The organism is Pasteurella canis, assembly GCF_020810675.1.
Taxonomy (GTDB): Bacteria; Pseudomonadota; Gammaproteobacteria; order Enterobacterales; family Pasteurellaceae; genus Pasteurella; species Pasteurella canis.
Genome location: NZ_CP085871.1, coordinates 723,223 through 743,821, shown reverse-complemented (window position 1 = coordinate 743,821; position 20,599 = coordinate 723,223). Strand labels below are relative to the sequence as shown.

The window sequence follows — 20,599 nt, the reverse complement described above, 5'->3', positions numbered from 1 at the left end:
AAATATAGTATATTTACATACTGCATGCAAGTATATATGCATAAAAAATATAAAAATAAATATAATGGGACTTTAATAAAATGAGGATTTAAGATGATAAAAGACACATCTGTAAGAATTAATGCTCAAAGAAGAAACAAGCTTGAGCTGCTCGCTATAGAAATAAGCCATAAAAGTGGAAAGCTTACAAAAATGAGCGATATAGTTAATCATTTATTAGATAACTATCTGAATGAAGCTAAACAAGATCTTATACATAAAACAGAAGAAAAAAAATAAAGAAAATAGATCAAATAATAATCAATTTATCTATAAATAAAGTATAAAAAACCGTGGGATTCCACGGTAAAGTTCGGGTGTAACAGAACCCCCGAACTTTTTTGTATGTTTTTTAAGCATCGCTGAAGAAGTGATTAAATTTTAGACAATAAAGAATTAACGTTTAAAATATGTACGATTTTTAGGAATTTTTCTGTATGTTCTTACAAATTCACTTAAATCAACTGGCACACTTGAATGCTCAAGCTCTTTTAAAAACATCTCTAGATGTTCTATTCTCTCAAATAGATTCTCGTCACTATCAAAACTTATTGTCAATGCGTTATGTGAAAATTCAAAGTGTGGGTAGATCTCTTTAATGAGTTTTACTGATTCGTAAAAATGACGTGGCGTAATGTGTTGAAGTGTAATATCAGCCATAAATATAATAATATCAATATGTTATGATTTCGCATAATGCAAATTATGTGTAAATTCTCGCGCGGTGCGTGCGCGATTTTACCGCGCTTCGAATGTTAACATAATTTGAAAAAAATTATGCGAAATTAGTTACCAAGTGAGTAAAAACTACGAGTTAATAAAATCACAGAGTTATACACAAGTCACAAATACTACTTAAACAAGACATAATCACAATACAACACACGTTGTCACTGCAAAATTAATTGGTTATGCACGTTTAAATAATGTTTGTAAAGTAAAATTAAATATGAACGGTCTCATAAACATCAATGAGTAAAATAGATCTGGAATTGTTCTGCAGGGCGTGTATAGACATATAAGCGCGCAATATATTTATATACGCACAAAAAATTCATCAAAACGTAAAATATCGCGTTTACGGGGCTACAGCCGTCGCCCCTACCGTCAGGGTAAAATGCACAGCATTTTTCCCCGACACCCCTAAATATATTAATTTACAAGTAAAAAATTTAAGTCACACAGACAAAACACCCACATTAATTGCTCACGTCCTCGTTGCCTGCGGGCGTTCGCATATAATGTGGGTTTGTTTTGTGTTACTCAATTATTTTTACTTGTAAAAGTATAATAATGTCAGTTTTCTCTTTTGAGTTTGATTTGCCCGTAAACCAACCGTCAGGTAAAAAAGAAAAGCCCGTTTCAGTGCCATTTGTTTTATTCTGAGCAAGACCGCCAAGCACAATAATATCACCGCTTTTAACACTGACATCAGTGACAAGGTCACGCTTAATCAATGTCGGCGTATTATTAACGCCCGTTTCCGTCTTGACGAAGTTTGAAAGTTGTTGTTGAATTTTTAAATCTATTGCGTTTTTCTTAACCACTGGCTCAATATTAAAAATCACACCGCTTGAGCGGTATTCAACAGATTGAATATCACGACCATCTTTATGTACAATGCTTGTTAAAACTGGCACATCAGAACCCACACTAAAATTACCCACTGAACCACTTTTTACCCTCAAAGTCGGAGAGCTGACAACTTGAAAGCGCGTATCTGTTTTAAATAATTCAATCATTGCATCAAGATTACCAGCATTGATTGTAATAAAATTTTCATAGTTTTGCTTAATACCAATGCTTAAACCCAATTTACCAGAAAGCAATTTCGCCAAAAGATTAATACCGCTCCCATCGTTTTCTTTTGTCTGAACCTCAAAAACGTAACCCGTAACGACAATTTCACCGCCTTTTGTATCTGCTGATTTTAAAACAGATTTAACGCGTGCGATTTCTTCTGCTGTACCATAATAAACCAATTTATCTGCCGCAGCCGTAACAGAAAAATTATTCTCACCTGCAACATTATATTTTAAAAGGTCGGCGAGATAATGCGCATTTCTGTAAACTGGCGTATAAACAAAGCTTTGACGTGTCACTGCTGGTTCAACATAATCAAGATAATCAATACCATTTTTAGTATAAACTTTGACGTTTAAATTATTAAAATAGCGCATGATAAACTGATTAAAATCGTCTTTTTCTGTTACTTTAAAGCTGATTAATCTTGTATCTTGAACTAAGCGAGGACTTAACATGTATGGGCGTTCTAGTATTTCATCATAAATCATATAAATAGCTTTGGGCAGTGGCACTGAATCAAGCTTAAAATCCACATTTTTAGCAAAAATAATTGACGAAAATACACTTAAAAAACAAGTAAAGAAAAATTTATAAAATACCTTTTTCATCTTTAACCCCTGAATAATAACTCACAACCTCACCACCCATCACACCCGTTAATGCTCTGCCCTGACCTTTAAAATAATATTTAGGTTCAAGTCGAAGATTACCTTTATCATCTATAAGAAGCACGTAAGCAATCCCATCTTTCATTAATTCACCAGAAATACGCCACGTCTTAGATAAAGTTTGAGGAATATCATTAAATTGCTGTTTTTGATAAGAAAAATAATCAGAAGGTGATAACTTAGCTGTTTCTTGTTGAATTTGAGATTCTGTTTTAGACTCTTTTTTTTGAACTTGTTTAGATGATAATGAGCTAGATTGTTGACTAGATGATGTATTTACATTTATATAATCAGACAACATATAATAAGCAAAGCCAAAAAAACTCACAATTGCAAGCACGCTTAGCTTAAATTGCGGTGATTTAAAGTAGTTCTGTCTATCATCGATAGATGTCGTTTTGCCGTTAGCTCCATCAAAACTTTTATAGAGTTTAAATATTTTCTCATTATATTTATTCTGATATTGCGTTGTCAGCATGGCTTTTGTCGTTTTCGCGCCAGAATAAACATTCACTCTGTAACGTTTACCAAGACCAAGCGTAACCAGTCTTGACATTTGAAAAGTCGTTTCTATTCTATCTTTAATAAAGCGTGGAATATTTGTAATAGACTGATTAATAACAACTAAATCACAACAAATCCCTGTTTTTTCATCAGTAAAATGTCTGTGCTCTGCAATAAAGCTGCGGTGATTGTCTTTTATTTTCTCAGTTGGAAAAATGCGCCATACTTCATCAAGACATATTAAATCCCCTGCTCTACAAGTCGTATTTTGAGAATTTTTATACGGAAAAAATTCATCAGATTGACAATCTTCATCAGTCACTTTAATTAATGTACCCAGATTTTCTCTTGTTAGCTTTTTATCTTCTGAAAGACAATAATCAATTAATTTTTCTTCACTTATTCCCTCTATATTAGTAACAATGCGTCTGCCCTTTTTAAAATGTTCAACGATAACACTACTGACCACTTCATAAGATTTGCCACTGCCTGGAATGCCCACATACGCCATAATCGCCATAAATTACTCCATTAATTAATAAAGGGCAGTCTGCGAATAGCAAAACGCGTTAAATAAGCAGATAACACAGTATTTACAGCAAATGGAATTTCAAAATATTGAAGAAAAAATCCTAGTTCTGGAGGAACAGAACTTAAAAGCTGACAAATATCAGAAATTTCGGGTAAAAAAACATCTAAAAGAAGCTGAACTATATCATCAGAAGCAATCAATATAGCACCGAACATAAAAAAACGAATTACTTTTAACGTAAATATAAAAAGAAATACTTTAGTTAAAAACGCAATTAAAGCAGGCATAAATAGTCCTTATATTAAGCTGATAAAATAATCAAAATGCCAATAGTCGTCCAAAGAAAAGTGAACCCAGATTTTATTCCGTCACCATTTTCTGAAAATAACTTACAATGAATATCTATGGTATGAGTTGCATTAAAAAGCGAAAAAGTAATAGGCTGACAATTACCAGAAACAGAACATTGACCGCCAACCATATCTGAAAGCTTAGACTTTAATTCTTCAAGTGATTTTTTAATATCAAACTCTTCTAGTTCCGGTAATTTACCTTCATCTTTACCATCACCTTTCTTATCACCTTCTCCACTACCAACACCGCTACCCGAACCATTTTGACCATCTTTATCCCCTTTGCTTCCTTGATTTTTACCATCAGATTTTCCGCCGCTACTATTATTACCGCTAGCATTACCAGAACCTGTACCATCAGCACCACTATTACCGCCGTGACCATTATTTTGATTGCTTGAACCATTAGAACCCGAATTATCTGAACCATTTTGTTTTTCTTTCTCTTTCGTTTTAGCAAGTTCATCTAGTCCCATTCTCTTTTCATTGCCAATTGAAATATGACAATTTTCGCCATTCTCGTCACAAGTTTCTGCCGCACCTTCAACTAAACAATCAGAAAGACCACTATTTGTAATAGCGCATTTATAGCCATCACCATCAATAGACAACATCCCATCTTCTCTAAGATTTGGATTTGTTAGCGCATCTAAAAGTGAATCAGCAATTTGACAATTATTATTTTTTAATGCTGTTTTAAATGCTTCTCTTGCAACTGAATTTTGCGATGAAGAAAGACGAGAACTAAACTCGATTTTTTCAGCATAACGAAACCAGCCATCACCAGAGAATGAACCTCCTTCGCCGTCCCCGTAATCAGTAACAACTCCGCTGGAGTCAACTTTAATTCTTATATCAACTCTAGGTGCGTTTTTATCACCATCCGTTTTCTTCGATCCAGCAAATTTCGATAAATCACAATCAGTTTTTGAAATTGCATCATCATTATTTAAATTTTTACGAAAATACCAATAACCGACCGAAGACCAAAGCTCACGAGAATGAGAAAAAGTAGAGATAAAAAGAAGCGGTAAAATTAAAATTAATTTGAAAAGCCCCGAACGACAACATAAGCGCATAACATTCCCCAGCAGAAAAAAATCATTTCCCAAGACATGAAAAACCCCTAAAAATTGACCCGCAATTTGCGGGCCATTTTTACTTAAACGCGTTTGAAGAAACCTAAAATTGCCTTAGCAACAAGACCAAAGACTAAAAAGCCTCCAAGACCAACAGCTACAGCTGTAATAGCAGTTTTACCCTCAGCAAAATTAGCAGCATTACCCAAATCACCAAGACCCTCTGCCATTGAATAAGTAGAAGCTAATGCAACTGTGCCAACAACTGTCGCTTTACGAGCGATATTTTTAATTATATTTTTAAACATGATATAGTTTCCTTTTAAATGATGTTATCTTTTGAAAAAGCTTAAAACCACGCCAGCGATTTTTGCTAAAACCCAAAATGATAACGTTATTGAGAATGAAACCGCCCAAAATTCAGTGTAAGCTAAATAATTAACGGTTTCGCTTTTTGAACTTTCCACGCTTTGAATCTTTAAAAGTTCATTGCGTGGAATTTTCAATTCTAATTGAGCACAAGAATTTGTAACTTTATTACAACCCTCAACCTCTAAAATAATTGACATTTTAAAGCACCAAAATAAAAGAAATTAAAAGAGAAGAACCCACAAGAAAACCAACCATTGAAGCTGAAGCGATAAATAAAAATTCTTTCATCTTTTTATTTCCTCTTTTGTATAGCTTGTAAAAGCTGAATGCGATTAATAACTTAAGCATAAATAAAAGTGAGAACGCGCGGAGCATGGCGCGAACTCAAAAATTATTTAACTTCTTCAATAGAAGAATGATCATTATAATAATAAGAAATACCTGTTTTATCTTTAAAAGACCAAGCCATGGGATAAACCGCGATTTTTACAAGTTTTCCTGTTAAATTGCGACAGTTTGTGATTAACTCATTTGTAAATAGCTCATTCTTACTTACAGTAATTGAAATCTCACTTTGAGTTGTGCCGCCAAAACCATCAGAGCGAACTAAACCTATACCAATTTGATTTTTAAACTTTAATTCACCTGTTGAATTATCGACATTTTTAAGTTGACGAGAACCTAACATTTTTCCGACTATATAAAAACCTTGTTCCATTTTTTAATCTCCTATAGATTTAAGCTGCTTTTAATAAAGTTAAATGATGAGCGGGTGCTCGATACCATGAAGGCATAATCAAAGGTTTAGATTCAACTTCACGAGTAGATATAACTCTAACAGGGCTAAATTTTGAAATGTCACATTTATAAGCAATATCTATACCGATTTTTTTTAGTCTAGATCTATGCATTTGAACTTGTCTTTTATTTAAATCAAAAACTTGACCGTGAGACCATTGCAAAGCATACATTGCAGTTGTATTTGCGCTGCGAACAGAATCAACTACGCCAGAATTTAATAAAGTCTCTGAAATTGTTTCAAAATCCATTGCTGTTACCCTTAATTTATTTTCAATACTTAAAAAATCGTCACTTAATTGTTTTAATCTTGAATAATCACTTAATCCATAAAAATTTAAATTTTCTCTTTGTAAATATCTTGACTTTAATTTTAATTCAAATCTCGCTACACCATTTTCTTTGCAAAAGTTAATAACATTTATCAATTCTTTAAATTCTTGAGATTGTTCACCAAATTTATTTTTTATTTTTGTCAATGAGTGTAGTTCTAACTCATAAGCTTTGTTATATACTGATGGATAAATTAATCCTGTACCTTTTCCTTTTTTATTAAGCCAATCAACAGTTTGACCATTAGTATATAAATTTGGAATTGAATTCCTATAACCTAATGTTGCAAGTCCACTTAAATAATGTTCAACATTTCCAAAGCCAACAGACTTATTTTGAGTAATATGTAATTCTTTAATTAATGCTCCATCAGAATATTTTTTTGCTTTCGTTCCATCCTCTGATTGACCATAAAAAATTCGTGTACATTTAGTAAACGGAGGCAGGTTATATTGAGATAAAATTTTATTAAAGACATCAACGCATACATCTATTGATGTTATTCCAAATAAATTTTCAACGCGACCATAGCGGCTCGGGTTTCCCCACATTTTTAAGCGACTACCATTAACTTTAATGTAGACTTTATCGCAGTAACTGCCTTCATGCTCAAAAGTTGGCATATTAATAAATTCTTGTGTTTCGCCAGTATCGAGATGAACGCCTATAAAGCCAAACTCACCAAGAGAAGGGAGTTGATAGCAAAAGTCTTGTTCTATTTTCAAATAGTCGAAAAACATTAAAAATATACCGCATGCAAATATACATAAAATAAATATAGTATATTTACATACTGCATGCAAGTATATATGCATAAAAAATATAAAAATAAATATAATGGGACTTTAATAAAATGAGGATTTAAGATGATAAAAGACACATCTGTAAGAATTAATGCTCAAAGAAGAAACAAGCTTGAGCTGCTCGCTATAGAAATAAGCCATAAAAGTGGAAAGCTTACAAAAATGAGCGATATAGTTAATCATTTATTAGATAACTATCTGAATGAAGCTAAACAAGATCTTATACATAAAACAGAAGAAAAAAAATAAAGAAAATAGATCAAATAATAATCAATTTATCTATAAATAAAGTATAAAAAACCGTGGGATTCCACGGTAAAGTTCGGGTGTAACAGAACCCCCGAACTTTTTTGTATGTTTTTTAAGCATCGCTGAAGAAGTGATTAAATTTTAGACAATAAAGAATTAACGTTTAAAATATGTACGATTTTTAGGAATTTTTCTGTATGTTCTTACAAATTCACTTAAATCAACTGGCACACTTGAATGCTCAAGCTCTTTTAAAAACATCTCTAGATGTTCTATTCTCTCAAATAGATTCTCGTCACTATCAAAACTTATTGTCAATGCGTTATGTGAAAATTCAAAGTGTGGGTAGATCTCTTTAATGAGTTTTACTGATTCGTAAAAATGACGTGGCGTAATGTGTTGAAGTGTAATATCAGCCATAAATATAATAATATCAATATGTTATGATTTCGCATAATGCAAATTATGTGTAAATTCTCGCGCGGTGCGTGCGCGATTTTACCGCGCTTCGAATGTTAACATAATTTGAAAAAAATTATGCGAAATTAGTTACCAAGTGAGTAAAAACTACGAGTTAATAAAATCACAGAGTTATACACAAGTCACAAATACTACTTAAACAAGACATAATCACAATACAACACACGTTGTCACTGCAAAATTAATTGGTTATGCACGTTTAAATAATGTTTGTAAAGTAAAATTAAATATGAACGGTCTCATAAACATCAATGAGTAAAATAGATCTGGAATTGTTCTGCAGGGCGTGTATAGACATATAAGCGCGCAATATATTTATATACGCACAAAAAATTCATCAAAACGTAAAATATCGCGTTTACGGGGCTACAGCCGTCGCCCCTACCGTCAGGGTAAAATGCACAGCATTTTTCCCCGACACCCCTAAATATATTAATTTACAAGTAAAAAATTTAAGTCACACAGACAAAACACCCACATTAATTGCTCACGTCCTCGTTGCCTGCGGGCGTTCGCATATAATGTGGGTTTGTTTTGTGTTACTCAATTATTTTTACTTGTAAAAGTATAATAATGTCAGTTTTCTCTTTTGAGTTTGATTTGCCCGTAAACCAACCGTCAGGTAAAAAAGAAAAGCCCGTTTCAGTGCCATTTGTTTTATTCTGAGCAAGACCGCCAAGCACAATAATATCACCGCTTTTAACACTGACATCAGTGACAAGGTCACGCTTAATCAATGTCGGCGTATTATTAACGCCCGTTTCCGTCTTGACGAAGTTTGAAAGTTGTTGTTGAATTTTTAAATCTATTGCGTTTTTCTTAACCACTGGCTCAATATTAAAAATCACACCGCTTGAGCGGTATTCAACAGATTGAATATCACGACCATCTTTATGTACAATGCTTGTTAAAACTGGCACATCAGAACCCACACTAAAATTACCCACTGAACCACTTTTTACCCTCAAAGTCGGAGAGCTGACAACTTGAAAGCGCGTATCTGTTTTAAATAATTCAATCATTGCATCAAGATTACCAGCATTGATTGTAATAAAATTTTCATAGTTTTGCTTAATACCAATGCTTAAACCCAATTTACCAGAAAGCAATTTCGCCAAAAGATTAATACCGCTCCCATCGTTTTCTTTTGTCTGAACCTCAAAAACGTAACCCGTAACGACAATTTCACCGCCTTTTGTATCTGCTGATTTTAAAACAGATTTAACGCGTGCGATTTCTTCTGCTGTACCATAATAAACCAATTTATCTGCCGCAGCCGTAACAGAAAAATTATTCTCACCTGCAACATTATATTTTAAAAGGTCGGCGAGATAATGCGCATTTCTGTAAACTGGCGTATAAACAAAGCTTTGACGTGTCACTGCTGGTTCAACATAATCAAGATAATCAATACCATTTTTAGTATAAACTTTGACGTTTAAATTATTAAAATAGCGCATGATAAACTGATTAAAATCGTCTTTTTCTGTTACTTTAAAGCTGATTAATCTTGTATCTTGAACTAAGCGAGGACTTAACATGTATGGGCGTTCTAGTATTTCATCATAAATCATATAAATAGCTTTGGGCAGTGGCACTGAATCAAGCTTAAAATCCACATTTTTAGCAAAAATAATTGACGAAAATACACTTAAAAAACAAGTAAAGAAAAATTTATAAAATACCTTTTTCATCTTTAACCCCTGAATAATAACTCACAACCTCACCACCCATCACACCCGTTAATGCTCTGCCCTGACCTTTAAAATAATATTTAGGTTCAAGTCGAAGATTACCTTTATCATCTATAAGAAGCACGTAAGCAATCCCATCTTTCATTAATTCACCAGAAATACGCCACGTCTTAGATAAAGTTTGAGGAATATCATTAAATTGCTGTTTTTGATAAGAAAAATAATCAGAAGGTGATAACTTAGCTGTTTCTTGTTGAATTTGAGATTCTGTTTTAGACTCTTTTTTTTGAACTTGTTTAGATGATAATGAGCTAGATTGTTGACTAGATGATGTATTTACATTTATATAATCAGACAACATATAATAAGCAAAGCCAAAAAAACTCACAATTGCAAGCACGCTTAGCTTAAATTGCGGTGATTTAAAGTAGTTCTGTCTATCATCGATAGATGTCGTTTTGCCGTTAGCTCCATCAAAACTTTTATAGAGTTTAAATATTTTCTCATTATATTTATTCTGATATTGCGTTGTCAGCATGGCTTTTGTCGTTTTCGCGCCAGAATAAACATTCACTCTGTAACGTTTACCAAGACCAAGCGTAACCAGTCTTGACATTTGAAAAGTCGTTTCTATTCTATCTTTAATAAAGCGTGGAATATTTGTAATAGACTGATTAATAACAACTAAATCACAACAAATCCCTGTTTTTTCATCAGTAAAATGTCTGTGCTCTGCAATAAAGCTGCGGTGATTGTCTTTTATTTTCTCAGTTGGAAAAATGCGCCATACTTCATCAAGACATATTAAATCCCCTGCTCTACAAGTCGTATTTTGAGAATTTTTATACGGAAAAAATTCATCAGATTGACAATCTTCATCAGTCACTTTAATTAATGTACCCAGATTTTCTCTTGTTAGCTTTTTATCTTCTGAAAGACAATAATCAATTAATTTTTCTTCACTTATTCCCTCTATATTAGTAACAATGCGTCTGCCCTTTTTAAAATGTTCAACGATAACACTACTGACCACTTCATAAGATTTGCCACTGCCTGGAATGCCCACATACGCCATAATCGCCATAAATTACTCCATTAATTAATAAAGGGCAGTCTGCGAATAGCAAAACGCGTTAAATAAGCAGATAACACAGTATTTACAGCAAATGGAATTTCAAAATATTGAAGAAAAAATCCTAGTTCTGGAGGAACAGAACTTAAAAGCTGACAAATATCAGAAATTTCGGGTAAAAAAACATCTAAAAGAAGCTGAACTATATCATCAGAAGCAATCAATATAGCACCGAACATAAAAAAACGAATTACTTTTAACGTAAATATAAAAAGAAATACTTTAGTTAAAAACGCAATTAAAGCAGGCATAAATAGTCCTTATATTAAGCTGATAAAATAATCAAAATGCCAATAGTCGTCCAAAGAAAAGTGAACCCAGATTTTATTCCGTCACCATTTTCTGAAAATAACTTACAATGAATATCTATGGTATGAGTTGCATTAAAAAGCGAAAAAGTAATAGGCTGACAATTACCAGAAACAGAACATTGACCGCCAACCATATCTGAAAGCTTAGACTTTAATTCTTCAAGTGATTTTTTAATATCAAACTCTTCTAGTTCCGGTAATTTACCTTCATCTTTACCATCACCTTTCTTATCACCTTCTCCACTACCAACACCGCTACCCGAACCATTTTGACCATCTTTATCCCCTTTGCTTCCTTGATTTTTACCATCAGATTTTCCGCCGCTACTATTATTACCGCTAGCATTACCAGAACCTGTACCATCAGCACCACTATTACCGCCGTGACCATTATTTTGATTGCTTGAACCATTAGAACCCGAATTATCTGAACCATTTTGTTTTTCTTTCTCTTTCGTTTTAGCAAGTTCATCTAGTCCCATTCTCTTTTCATTGCCAATTGAAATATGACAATTTTCGCCATTCTCGTCACAAGTTTCTGCCGCACCTTCAACTAAACAATCAGAAAGACCACTATTTGTAATAGCGCATTTATAGCCATCACCATCAATAGACAACATCCCATCTTCTCTAAGATTTGGATTTGTTAGCGCATCTAAAAGTGAATCAGCAATTTGACAATTATTATTTTTTAATGCTGTTTTAAATGCTTCTCTTGCAACTGAATTTTGCGATGAAGAAAGACGAGAACTAAACTCGATTTTTTCAGCATAACGAAACCAGCCATCACCAGAGAATGAACCTCCTTCGCCGTCCCCGTAATCAGTAACAACTCCGCTGGAGTCAACTTTAATTCTTATATCAACTCTAGGTGCGTTTTTATCACCATCCGTTTTCTTCGATCCAGCAAATTTCGATAAATCACAATCAGTTTTTGAAATTGCATCATCATTATTTAAATTTTTACGAAAATACCAATAACCGACCGAAGACCAAAGCTCACGAGAATGAGAAAAAGTAGAGATAAAAAGAAGCGGTAAAATTAAAATTAATTTGAAAAGCCCCGAACGACAACATAAGCGCATAACATTCCCCAGCAGAAAAAAATCATTTCCCAAGACATGAAAAACCCCTAAAAATTGACCCGCAATTTGCGGGCCATTTTTACTTAAACGCGTTTGAAGAAACCTAAAATTGCCTTAGCAACAAGACCAAAGACTAAAAAGCCTCCAAGACCAACAGCTACAGCTGTAATAGCAGTTTTACCCTCAGCAAAATTAGCAGCATTACCCAAATCACCAAGACCCTCTGCCATTGAATAAGTAGAAGCTAATGCAACTGTGCCAACAACTGTCGCTTTACGAGCGATATTTTTAATTATATTTTTAAACATGATATAGTTTCCTTTTAAATGATGTTATCTTTTGAAAAAGCTTAAAACCACGCCAGCGATTTTTGCTAAAACCCAAAATGATAACGTTATTGAGAATGAAACCGCCCAAAATTCAGTGTAAGCTAAATAATTAACGGTTTCGCTTTTTGAACTTTCCACGCTTTGAATCTTTAAAAGTTCATTGCGTGGAATTTTCAATTCTAATTGAGCACAAGAATTTGTAACTTTATTACAACCCTCAACCTCTAAAATAATTGACATTTTAAAGCACCAAAATAAAAGAAATTAAAAGAGAAGAACCCACAAGAAAACCAACCATTGAAGCTGAAGCGATAAATAAAAATTCTTTCATCTTTTTATTTCCTCTTTTGTATAGCTTGTAAAAGCTGAATGCGATTAATAACTTAAGCATAAATAAAAGTGAGAACGCGCGGAGCATGGCGCGAACTCAAAAATTATTTAACTTCTTCAATAGAAGAATGATCATTATAATAATAAGAAATACCTGTTTTATCTTTAAAAGACCAAGCCATGGGATAAACCGCGATTTTTACAAGTTTTCCTGTTAAATTGCGACAGTTTGTGATTAACTCATTTGTAAATAGCTCATTCTTACTTACAGTAATTGAAATCTCACTTTGAGTTGTGCCGCCAAAACCATCAGAGCGAACTAAACCTATACCAATTTGATTTTTAAACTTTAATTCACCTGTTGAATTATCGACATTTTTAAGTTGACGAGAACCTAACATTTTTCCGACTATATAAAAACCTTGTTCCATTTTTTAATCTCCTATAGATTTAAGCTGCTTTTAATAAAGTTAAATGATGAGCGGGTGCTCGATACCATGAAGGCATAATCAAAGGTTTAGATTCAACTTCACGAGTAGATATAACTCTAACAGGGCTAAATTTTGAAATGTCACATTTATAAGCAATATCTATACCGATTTTTTTTAGTCTAGATCTATGCATTTGAACTTGTCTTTTATTTAAATCAAAAACTTGACCGTGAGACCATTGCAAAGCATACATTGCAGTTGTATTTGCGCTGCGAACAGAATCAACTACGCCAGAATTTAATAAAGTCTCTGAAATTGTTTCAAAATCCATTGCTGTTACCCTTAATTTATTTTCAATACTTAAAAAATCGTCACTTAATTGTTTTAATCTTGAATAATCACTTAATCCATAAAAATTTAAATTTTCTCTTTGTAAATATCTTGACTTTAATTTTAATTCAAATCTCGCTACACCATTTTCTTTGCAAAAGTTAATAACATTTATCAATTCTTTAAATTCTTGAGATTGTTCACCAAATTTATTTTTTATTTTTGTCAATGAGTGTAGTTCTAACTCATAAGCTTTGTTATATACTGATGGATAAATTAATCCTGTACCTTTTCCTTTTTTATTAAGCCAATCAACAGTTTGACCATTAGTATATAAATTTGGAATTGAATTCCTATAACCTAATGTTGCAAGTCCACTTAAATAATGTTCAACATTTCCAAAGCCAACAGACTTATTTTGAGTAATATGTAATTCTTTAATTAATGCTCCATCAGAATATTTTTTTGCTTTCGTTCCATCCTCTGATTGACCATAAAAAATTCGTGTACATTTAGTAAACGGAGGCAGGTTATATTGAGATAAAATTTTATTAAAGACATCAACGCATACATCTATTGATGTTATTCCAAATAAATTTTCAACGCGACCATAGCGGCTCGGGTTTCCCCACATTTTTAAGCGACTACCATTAACTTTAATGTAGACTTTATCGCAGTAACTGCCTTCATGCTCAAAAGTTGGCATATTAATAAATTCTTGTGTTTCGCCAGTATCGAGATGAACGCCTATAAAGCCAAACTCACCAAGAGAAGGGAGTTGATAGCAAAAGTCTTGTTCTATTTTCAAATAGTCGAAAAACATTAAAAATATACCGCATGCAAATATACATAAAATAAATATAGTATATTTACATACTGCATGCAAGTATATATGCATAAAAAATATAAAAATAAATATAATGGGACTTTAATAAAATGAGGATTTAAGATGATAAAAGACACATCTGTAAGAATTAATGCTCAAAGAAGAAACAAGCTTGAGCTGCTCGCTATAGAAATAAGCCATAAAAGTGGAAAGCTTACAAAAATGAGCGATATAGTTAATCATTTATTAGATAACTATCTGAATGAAGCTAAACAAGATCTTATACATAAAACAGAAGAAAAAAAATAAAGAAAATAGATCAAATAATAATCAATTTATCTATAAATAAAGTATAAAAAACCGTGGGATTCCACGGTAAAGTTCGGGTGTAACAGAACCCCCGAACTTTTTTGTATGTTTTTTAAGCATCGCTGAAGAAGTGATTAAATTTTAGACAATAAAGAATTAACGTTTAAAATATGTACGATTTTTAGGAATTTTTCTGTATGTTCTTACAAATTCACTTAAATCAACTGGCACACTTGAATGCTCAAGCTCTTTTAAAAACATCTCTAGATGTTCTATTCTCTCAAATAGATTCTCGTCACTATCAAAACTTATTGTCAATGCGTTATGTGAAAATTCAAAGTGTGGGTAGATCTCTTTAATGAGTTTTACTGATTCGTAAAAATGACGTGGCGTAATGTGTTGAAGTGTAATATCAGCCATAAATATAATAATATCAATATGTTATGATTTCGCATAATGCAAATTATGTGTAAATTCTCGCGCGGTGCGTGCGCGATTTTACCGCGCTTCGAATGTTAACATAATTTGAAAAAAATTATGCGAAATTAGTTACCAAGTGAGTAAAAACTACGAGTTAATAAAATCACAGAGTTATACACAAGTCACAAATACTACTTAAACAAGACATAATCACAATACAACACACGTTGTCACTGCAAAATTAATTGGTTATGCACGTTTAAATAATGTTTGTAAAGTAAAATTAAATATGAACGGTCTCATAAACATCAATGAGTAAAATAGATCTGGAATTGTTCTGCAGGGCGTGTATAGACATATAAGCGCGCAATATATTTATATACGCACAAAAAATTCATCAAAACGTAAAATATCGCGTTTACGGGGCTACAGCCGTCGCCCCTACCGTCAGGGTAAAATGCACAGCATTTTTCCCCGACACCCCTAAATATATTAATTTACAAGTAAAAAATTTAAGTCACACAGACAAAACACCCACATTAATTGCTCACGTCCTCGTTGCCTGCGGGCGTTCGCATATAATGTGGGTTTGTTTTGTGTTACTCAATTATTTTTACTTGTAAAAGTATAATAATGTCAGTTTTCTCTTTTGAGTTTGATTTGCCCGTAAACCAACCGTCAGGTAAAAAAGAAAAGCCCGTTTCAGTGCCATTTGTTTTATTCTGAGCAAGACCGCCAAGCACAATAATATCACCGCTTTTAACACTGACATCAGTGACAAGGTCACGCTTAATCAATGTCGGCGTATTATTAACGCCCGTTTCCGTCTTGACGAAGTTTGAAAGTTGTTGTTGAATTTTTAAATCTATTGCGTTTTTCTTAACCACTGGCTCAATATTAAAAATCACACCGCTTGAGCGGTATTCAACAGATTGAATATCACGACCATCTTTATGTACAATGCTTGTTAAAACTGGCACATCAGAACCCACACTAAAATTACCCACTGAACCACTTTTTACCCTCAAAGTCGGAGAGCTGACAACTTGAAAGCGCGTATCTGTTTTAAATAATTCAATCATTGCATCAAGATTACCAGCATTGATTGTAATAAAATTTTCATAGTTTTGCTTAATACCAATGCTTAAACCCAATTTACCAGAAAGCAATTTCGCCAAAAGATTAATACCGCTCCCATCGTTTTCTTTTGTCTGAACCTCAAAAACGTAACCCGTAACGACAATTTCACCGCCTTTTGTATCTGCTGATTTTAAAACAGATTTAACGCGTGCGATTTCTTCTGCTGTACCATAATAAACCAATTTATCTGCCGCAGCCGTAACAGAAAAATTATTCTCACCTGCAACATTATATTTTAAAAGGTCGGCGAGATAATGCGCATTTCTGTAAACTGGCGTATAAACAAAGCTTTGACGTGTCACTGCTGGTTCAACATAATCAAGATAATCAATACCATTTTTAGTATAAACTTTGACGTTTAAATTATTAAAATAGCGCATGATAAACTGATTAAAATCGTCTTTTTCTGTTACTTTAAAGCTGATTAATCTTGTATCTTGAACTAAGCGAGGACTTAACATGTATGGGCGTTCTAGTATTTCATCATAAATCATATAAATAGCTTTGGGCAGTGGCACTGAATCAAGCTTAAAATCCACATTTTTAGCAAAAATAATTGACGAAAATACACTTAAAAAACAAGTAAAGAAAAATTTATAAAATACCTTTTTCATCTTTAACCCCTGAATAATAACTCACAACCTCACCACCCATCACACCCGTTAATGCTCTGCCCTGACCTTTAAAATAATATTTAGGTTCAAGTCGAAGATTACCTTTATCATCTATAAGAAGCACGTAAGCAATCCCATCTTTCATTAATTCACCAGAAATACGCCACGTCTTAGATAAAGTTTGAGGAATATCATTAAATTGCTGTTTTTGATAAGAAAAATAATCAGAAGGTGATAACTTAGCTGTTTCTTGTTGAATTTGAGATTCTGTTTTAGACTCTTTTTTTTGAACTTGTTTAGATGATAATGAGCTAGATTGTTGACTAGATGATGTATTTACATTTATATAATCAGACAACATATAATAAGCAAAGCCAAAAAAACTCACAATTGCAAGCACGCTTAGCTTAAATTGCGGTGATTTAAAGTAGTTCTGTCTATCATCGATAGATGTCGTTTTGCCGTTAGCTCCATCAAAACTTTTATAGAGTTTAAATATTTTCTCATTATATTTATTCTGATATTGCGTTGTCAGCATGGCTTTTGTCGTTTTCGCGCCAGAATAAACATTCACTCTGTAACGTTTACCAAGACCAAGCGTAACCAGTCTTGACATTTGAAAAGTCGTTTCTATTCTATCTTTAATAAAGCGTGGAATATTTGTAATAGACTGATTAATAACAACTAAATCACAACAAATCCCTGTTTTTTCATCAGTAAAATGTCTGTGCTCTGCAATAAAGCTGCGGTGATTGTCTTTTATTTTCTCAGTTGGAAAAATGCGCCATACTTCATCAAGACATATTAAATCCCCTGCTCTACAAGTCGTATTTTGAGAATTTTTATACGGAAAAAATTCATCAGATTGACAATCTTCATCAGTCACTTTAATTAATGTACCCAGATTTTCTCTTGTTAGCTTTTTATCTTCTGAAAGACAATAATCAATTAATTTTTCTTCACTTATTCCCTCTATATTAGTAACAATGCGTCTGCCCTTTTTAAAATGTTCAACGATAACACTACTGACCACTTCATAAGATTTGCCACTGCCTGGAATGCCCACATACGCCATAATCGCCATAAATTACTCCATTAATTAATAAAGGGCAGTCTGCGAATAGCAAAACGCGTTAAATAAGCAGATAACACAGTATTTACAGCAAATGGAATTTCAAAATATTGAAGAAAAAATCCTAGTTCTGGAGGAACAGAACTTAAAAGCTGACAAATATCAGAAATTTCGGGTAAAAAAACATCTAAAAGAAGCTGAACTATATCATCAGAAGCAATCAATATAGCACCGAACATAAAAAAACGAATTACTTTTAACGTAAATATAAAAAGAAATACTTTAGTTAAAAACGCAATTAAAGCAGGCATAAATAGTCCTTATATTAAGCTGATAAAATAATCAAAATGCCAATAGTCGTCCAAAGAAAAGTGAACCCAGATTTTATTCCGTCACCATTTTCTGAAAATAACTTACAATGAATATCTATGGTATGAGTTGCATTAAAAAGCGAAAAAGTAATAGGCTGACAATTACCAGAAACAGAACATTGACCGCCAACCATATCTGAAAGCTTAGACTTTAATTCTTCAAGTGATTTTTTAATATCAAACTCTTCTAGTTCCGGTAATTTACCTTCATCTTTACCATCACCTTTCTTATCACCTTCTCCACTACCAACACCGCTACCCGAACCATTTTGACCATCTTTATCCCCTTTGCTTCCTTGATTTTTACCATCAGATTTTCCGCCGCTACTATTATTACCGCTAGCATTACCAGAACCTGTACCATCAGCACCACTATTACCGCCGTGACCATTATTTTGATTGCTTGAACCATTAGAACCCGAATTATCTGAACCATTTTGTTTTTCTTTCTCTTTCGTTTTAGCAAGTTCATCTAGTCCCATTCTCTTTTCATTGCCAATTGAAATATGACAATTTTCGCCATTCTCGTCACAAGTTTCTGCCGCACCTTCAACTAAACAATCAGAAAGACCACTATTTGTAATAGCGCATTTATAGCCATCACCATCAATAGACAACATCCCATCTTCTCTAAGATTTGGATTTGTTAGCGCATCTAAAAGTGAATCAGCAATTTGACAATTATTATTTTTTAATGCTGTTTTAAATGCTTCTCTTGCAACTGAATTTTGCGATGAAGAAAGACGAGAACTAAACTCGATTTTTTCAGCATAACGAAACCAGCCATCACCAGAGAATGAACCTCCTTCGCCGTCCCCGTAATCAGTAACAACTCCGCTGGAGTCAACTTTAATTCTTATATCAACTCTAGGTGCGTTTTTATCACCATCCGTTTTCTTCGATCCAGCAAATTTCGATAAATCACAATCAGTTTTTGAAATTGCATCATCATTATTTAAATTTTTACGAAAATACCAATAACCGACCGAAGACCAAAGCTCACGAGAATGAGAAAAAGTAGAGATAAAAAGAAGCGGTAAAATTAAAATTAATTTGAAAAGCCCCGAACGACAACATAAGCGCATAACATTCCCCAGCAGAAAAAAATCATTTCCCAAGACATGAAAAACCCCTAAAAATTGACCCGCAATTTGCGGGCCATTTTTACTTAAACGCGTTTGAAGAAACCTAAAATTGCCTTAGCAACAAGACCAAAGACTAAAAAGCCTCCAAGACCAACAGCTACAGCTGTAATAGCAGTTTTACCCTCAGCAAAATTAGCAGCATTACCCAAATCACCAAGACCCTCTGCCATTGAATAAGTAGAAGCTAATGCAACTGTGCCAACAACTGTCGCTTTACGAGCGATATTTTTAATTATATTTTTAAACATGATATAGTTTCCTTTTAAATGATGTTATCTTTTGAAAAAGCTTAAAACCACGCCAGCGATTTTTGCTAAAACCCAAAATGATAACGTTATTGAGAATGAAACCGCCCAAAATTCAGTGTAAGCTAAATAATTAACGGTTTCGCTTTTTGAACTTTCCACGCTTTGAATCTTTAAAAGTTCATTGCGTGGAATTTTCAATTCTAATTGAGCACAAGAATTTGTAACTTTATTACAACCCTCAACCTCTAAAATAATTGACATTTTAAAGCACCAAAATAAAAGAAATTAAAAGAGAAGAACCCACAAGAAAACCAACCATTGAAGCTGAAGCGATAAATAAAAATTCTTTCATCTTTTTATTTCCTCTTTTGTATAGCTTGTAAAAGCTGAATGCGATTAATAACTTAAGCATAAATAAAAGTGAGAACGCGCGGAGCATGGCGCGAACTCAAAAATTATTTAACTTCTTCAATAGAAGAATGATCATTATAATAATAAGAAATACCTGTTTTATCTTTAAAAGACCAAGCCATGGGATAAACCGCGATTTTTACAAGTTTTCCTGTTAAATTGCGACAGTTTGTGATTAACTCATTTGTAAATAGCTCATTCTTACTTACAGTAATTGAAATCTCACTTTGAGTTGTGCCGCCAAAACCATCAGAGCGAACTAAACCTATACCAATTTGATTTTTAAACTTTAATTCACCTGTTGAATTATCGACATTTTTAAGTTGACGAGAACCTAACATTTTTCCGACTATATAAAAACCTTGTTCCATTTTTTAATCTCCTA

At 33.1% G+C, this 20,599-nt stretch carries 29 protein-coding genes; 3 read left to right on the top strand and 26 right to left on the bottom strand.

Going from position 1 to position 20,599, the window contains the following annotated elements:
* The first annotated feature begins 93 nt into the window (after positions 1-93).
* The gene (locus K7G93_RS03585; RefSeq protein ID WP_228400482.1) at positions 94-279 is read left to right on the top strand and encodes a hypothetical protein; all 186 of its coding nucleotides are present in this window, start codon (positions 94-96) and stop codon (positions 277-279) included.
* Positions 280-435: 156 nt separating this feature from the next.
* Here the strand turns inward: K7G93_RS03585 and K7G93_RS03580 are convergent, their stop codons facing one another.
* The 9 genes from K7G93_RS03580 to K7G93_RS03540 form a co-directional block, all read right to left on the bottom strand.
* Complete coding sequence (locus K7G93_RS03580; protein ID WP_228400481.1) at positions 436-699, bottom strand: hypothetical protein; 264 nt, start codon at positions 697-699, stop codon at positions 436-438.
* A gap of 599 nt (positions 700-1,298) precedes the next feature.
* Positions 1,299-2,453 carry a type II secretion system protein GspD gene (locus tag K7G93_RS03575; protein WP_228400489.1) on the bottom strand — a complete coding sequence of 385 codons (1,155 nt, stop codon included), beginning with the start codon at positions 2,451-2,453 and terminating at the stop codon, positions 1,299-1,301.
* Positions 2,434-3,537 carry a zonular occludens toxin domain-containing protein gene (locus K7G93_RS03570; protein ID WP_228400488.1) on the bottom strand — a complete coding sequence of 368 codons (1,104 nt, stop codon included), beginning with the start codon at positions 3,535-3,537 and terminating at the stop codon, positions 2,434-2,436. Before K7G93_RS03570 ends, K7G93_RS03575 begins: the two co-directional genes overlap by 20 nt.
* An 11-nt stretch (positions 3,538-3,548) precedes the next feature.
* On the bottom strand, positions 3,549-3,836 hold the full coding sequence (locus K7G93_RS03565; RefSeq protein WP_228400487.1) for a DUF2523 family protein: 288 nt from the start codon (positions 3,834-3,836) through the stop codon (positions 3,549-3,551).
* A 14-nt stretch (positions 3,837-3,850) separates the two neighbouring features.
* Entirely contained in the window at positions 3,851-4,981 is a 1,131-nt protein-coding gene (locus tag K7G93_RS03560) for a hypothetical protein (protein ID WP_228400486.1), read from the bottom strand.
* 83 nt (positions 4,982-5,064) lie between these two features.
* Positions 5,065-5,289, bottom strand: a complete 225-nt coding sequence (locus K7G93_RS03555; RefSeq protein ID WP_228400485.1) for a hypothetical protein — start codon at positions 5,287-5,289, stop codon at positions 5,065-5,067.
* 24 nt (positions 5,290-5,313) lie between these two features.
* Entirely contained in the window at positions 5,314-5,550 is a 237-nt protein-coding gene (locus tag K7G93_RS03550) for a hypothetical protein (protein WP_228400484.1), read from the bottom strand.
* A gap of 194 nt (positions 5,551-5,744) precedes the next feature.
* Positions 5,745-6,071 (bottom strand): DNA-binding protein, encoded by a 327-nt coding sequence (locus tag K7G93_RS03545; protein ID WP_160530785.1) that lies wholly within the window; start codon positions 6,069-6,071, stop codon positions 5,745-5,747.
* Between the two features lie 19 nt (positions 6,072-6,090).
* Complete coding sequence (locus tag K7G93_RS03540) at positions 6,091-7,209, bottom strand: phage/plasmid replication domain-containing protein (RefSeq protein ID WP_228400483.1); 1,119 nt, start codon at positions 7,207-7,209, stop codon at positions 6,091-6,093.
* 141 nt (positions 7,210-7,350) lie between these two features.
* Here K7G93_RS03540 and K7G93_RS03535 point away from each other — a divergent pair, with 141 nt between their 5' ends.
* On the top strand, positions 7,351-7,536 hold the full coding sequence (locus K7G93_RS03535) for a hypothetical protein (RefSeq protein WP_228400482.1): 186 nt from the start codon (positions 7,351-7,353) through the stop codon (positions 7,534-7,536).
* Between the two features lie 156 nt (positions 7,537-7,692).
* Here K7G93_RS03535 and K7G93_RS03530 read toward each other — a convergent pair whose 3' ends face one another.
* The 9 genes from K7G93_RS03530 to K7G93_RS03490 form a co-directional block, all read right to left on the bottom strand.
* A complete protein-coding gene (locus tag K7G93_RS03530; RefSeq protein ID WP_228400481.1) occupies positions 7,693-7,956 on the bottom strand; it encodes a hypothetical protein in 264 nt (87 codons plus the stop codon).
* A 599-nt stretch (positions 7,957-8,555) separates the two neighbouring features.
* Complete coding sequence (locus tag K7G93_RS03525) at positions 8,556-9,710, bottom strand: type II secretion system protein GspD (protein WP_228400489.1); 1,155 nt, start codon at positions 9,708-9,710, stop codon at positions 8,556-8,558.
* The gene (locus K7G93_RS03520) at positions 9,691-10,794 is read right to left on the bottom strand and encodes a zonular occludens toxin domain-containing protein (protein WP_228400488.1); all 1,104 of its coding nucleotides are present in this window, start codon (positions 10,792-10,794) and stop codon (positions 9,691-9,693) included. Before K7G93_RS03520 ends, K7G93_RS03525 begins: the two co-directional genes overlap by 20 nt.
* Positions 10,795-10,805: 11 nt before the next feature.
* The gene (locus K7G93_RS03515) at positions 10,806-11,093 is read right to left on the bottom strand and encodes a DUF2523 family protein (RefSeq protein WP_228400487.1); all 288 of its coding nucleotides are present in this window, start codon (positions 11,091-11,093) and stop codon (positions 10,806-10,808) included.
* Between the two features lie 14 nt (positions 11,094-11,107).
* Positions 11,108-12,238, bottom strand: a complete 1,131-nt coding sequence (locus tag K7G93_RS03510) for a hypothetical protein (RefSeq protein WP_228400486.1) — start codon at positions 12,236-12,238, stop codon at positions 11,108-11,110.
* A gap of 83 nt (positions 12,239-12,321) precedes the next feature.
* Complete coding sequence (locus K7G93_RS03505; protein WP_228400485.1) at positions 12,322-12,546, bottom strand: hypothetical protein; 225 nt, start codon at positions 12,544-12,546, stop codon at positions 12,322-12,324.
* Positions 12,547-12,570: 24 nt separating this feature from the next.
* Entirely contained in the window at positions 12,571-12,807 is a 237-nt protein-coding gene (locus K7G93_RS03500; RefSeq protein WP_228400484.1) for a hypothetical protein, read from the bottom strand.
* A gap of 194 nt (positions 12,808-13,001) precedes the next feature.
* A complete protein-coding gene (locus K7G93_RS03495) occupies positions 13,002-13,328 on the bottom strand; it encodes a DNA-binding protein (RefSeq protein WP_160530785.1) in 327 nt (108 codons plus the stop codon).
* Positions 13,329-13,347: 19 nt separating this feature from the next.
* Entirely contained in the window at positions 13,348-14,466 is a 1,119-nt protein-coding gene (locus K7G93_RS03490; protein WP_228400483.1) for a phage/plasmid replication domain-containing protein, read from the bottom strand.
* Between the two features lie 141 nt (positions 14,467-14,607).
* On the opposite strand from K7G93_RS03490, the gene K7G93_RS03485 reads away from it, so the two are divergent.
* Positions 14,608-14,793 (top strand): hypothetical protein, encoded by a 186-nt coding sequence (locus K7G93_RS03485; protein WP_228400482.1) that lies wholly within the window; start codon positions 14,608-14,610, stop codon positions 14,791-14,793.
* A 156-nt stretch (positions 14,794-14,949) separates the two neighbouring features.
* Here the strand turns inward: K7G93_RS03485 and K7G93_RS03480 are convergent, their stop codons facing one another.
* The 8 genes from K7G93_RS03480 to K7G93_RS03445 form a co-directional block, all read right to left on the bottom strand.
* Positions 14,950-15,213: a hypothetical protein gene (locus K7G93_RS03480; RefSeq protein ID WP_228400481.1), complete on the bottom strand. Its 264-nt coding sequence runs from the start codon at positions 15,211-15,213 to the stop codon at positions 14,950-14,952.
* A 599-nt stretch (positions 15,214-15,812) separates the two neighbouring features.
* Entirely contained in the window at positions 15,813-16,967 is a 1,155-nt protein-coding gene (locus K7G93_RS03475) for a type II secretion system protein GspD (RefSeq protein ID WP_228400489.1), read from the bottom strand.
* Positions 16,948-18,051, bottom strand: a complete 1,104-nt coding sequence (locus K7G93_RS03470) for a zonular occludens toxin domain-containing protein (protein ID WP_228400488.1) — start codon at positions 18,049-18,051, stop codon at positions 16,948-16,950. The genes K7G93_RS03475 and K7G93_RS03470 overlap by 20 nt, the downstream gene beginning before the upstream one ends.
* Before the next feature lie 11 nt (positions 18,052-18,062).
* The gene (locus K7G93_RS03465) at positions 18,063-18,350 is read right to left on the bottom strand and encodes a DUF2523 family protein (RefSeq protein WP_228400487.1); all 288 of its coding nucleotides are present in this window, start codon (positions 18,348-18,350) and stop codon (positions 18,063-18,065) included.
* A 14-nt stretch (positions 18,351-18,364) separates the two neighbouring features.
* On the bottom strand, positions 18,365-19,495 hold the full coding sequence (locus K7G93_RS03460) for a hypothetical protein (protein WP_228400486.1): 1,131 nt from the start codon (positions 19,493-19,495) through the stop codon (positions 18,365-18,367).
* Positions 19,496-19,578: 83 nt separating this feature from the next.
* Positions 19,579-19,803: a hypothetical protein gene (locus K7G93_RS03455; RefSeq protein WP_228400485.1), complete on the bottom strand. Its 225-nt coding sequence runs from the start codon at positions 19,801-19,803 to the stop codon at positions 19,579-19,581.
* Between the two features lie 24 nt (positions 19,804-19,827).
* The gene (locus K7G93_RS03450; RefSeq protein WP_228400484.1) at positions 19,828-20,064 is read right to left on the bottom strand and encodes a hypothetical protein; all 237 of its coding nucleotides are present in this window, start codon (positions 20,062-20,064) and stop codon (positions 19,828-19,830) included.
* Positions 20,065-20,258: 194 nt separating this feature from the next.
* A complete protein-coding gene (locus tag K7G93_RS03445; RefSeq protein ID WP_160530785.1) occupies positions 20,259-20,585 on the bottom strand; it encodes a DNA-binding protein in 327 nt (108 codons plus the stop codon).
* Positions 20,586-20,599 lie beyond the last annotated feature (14 nt).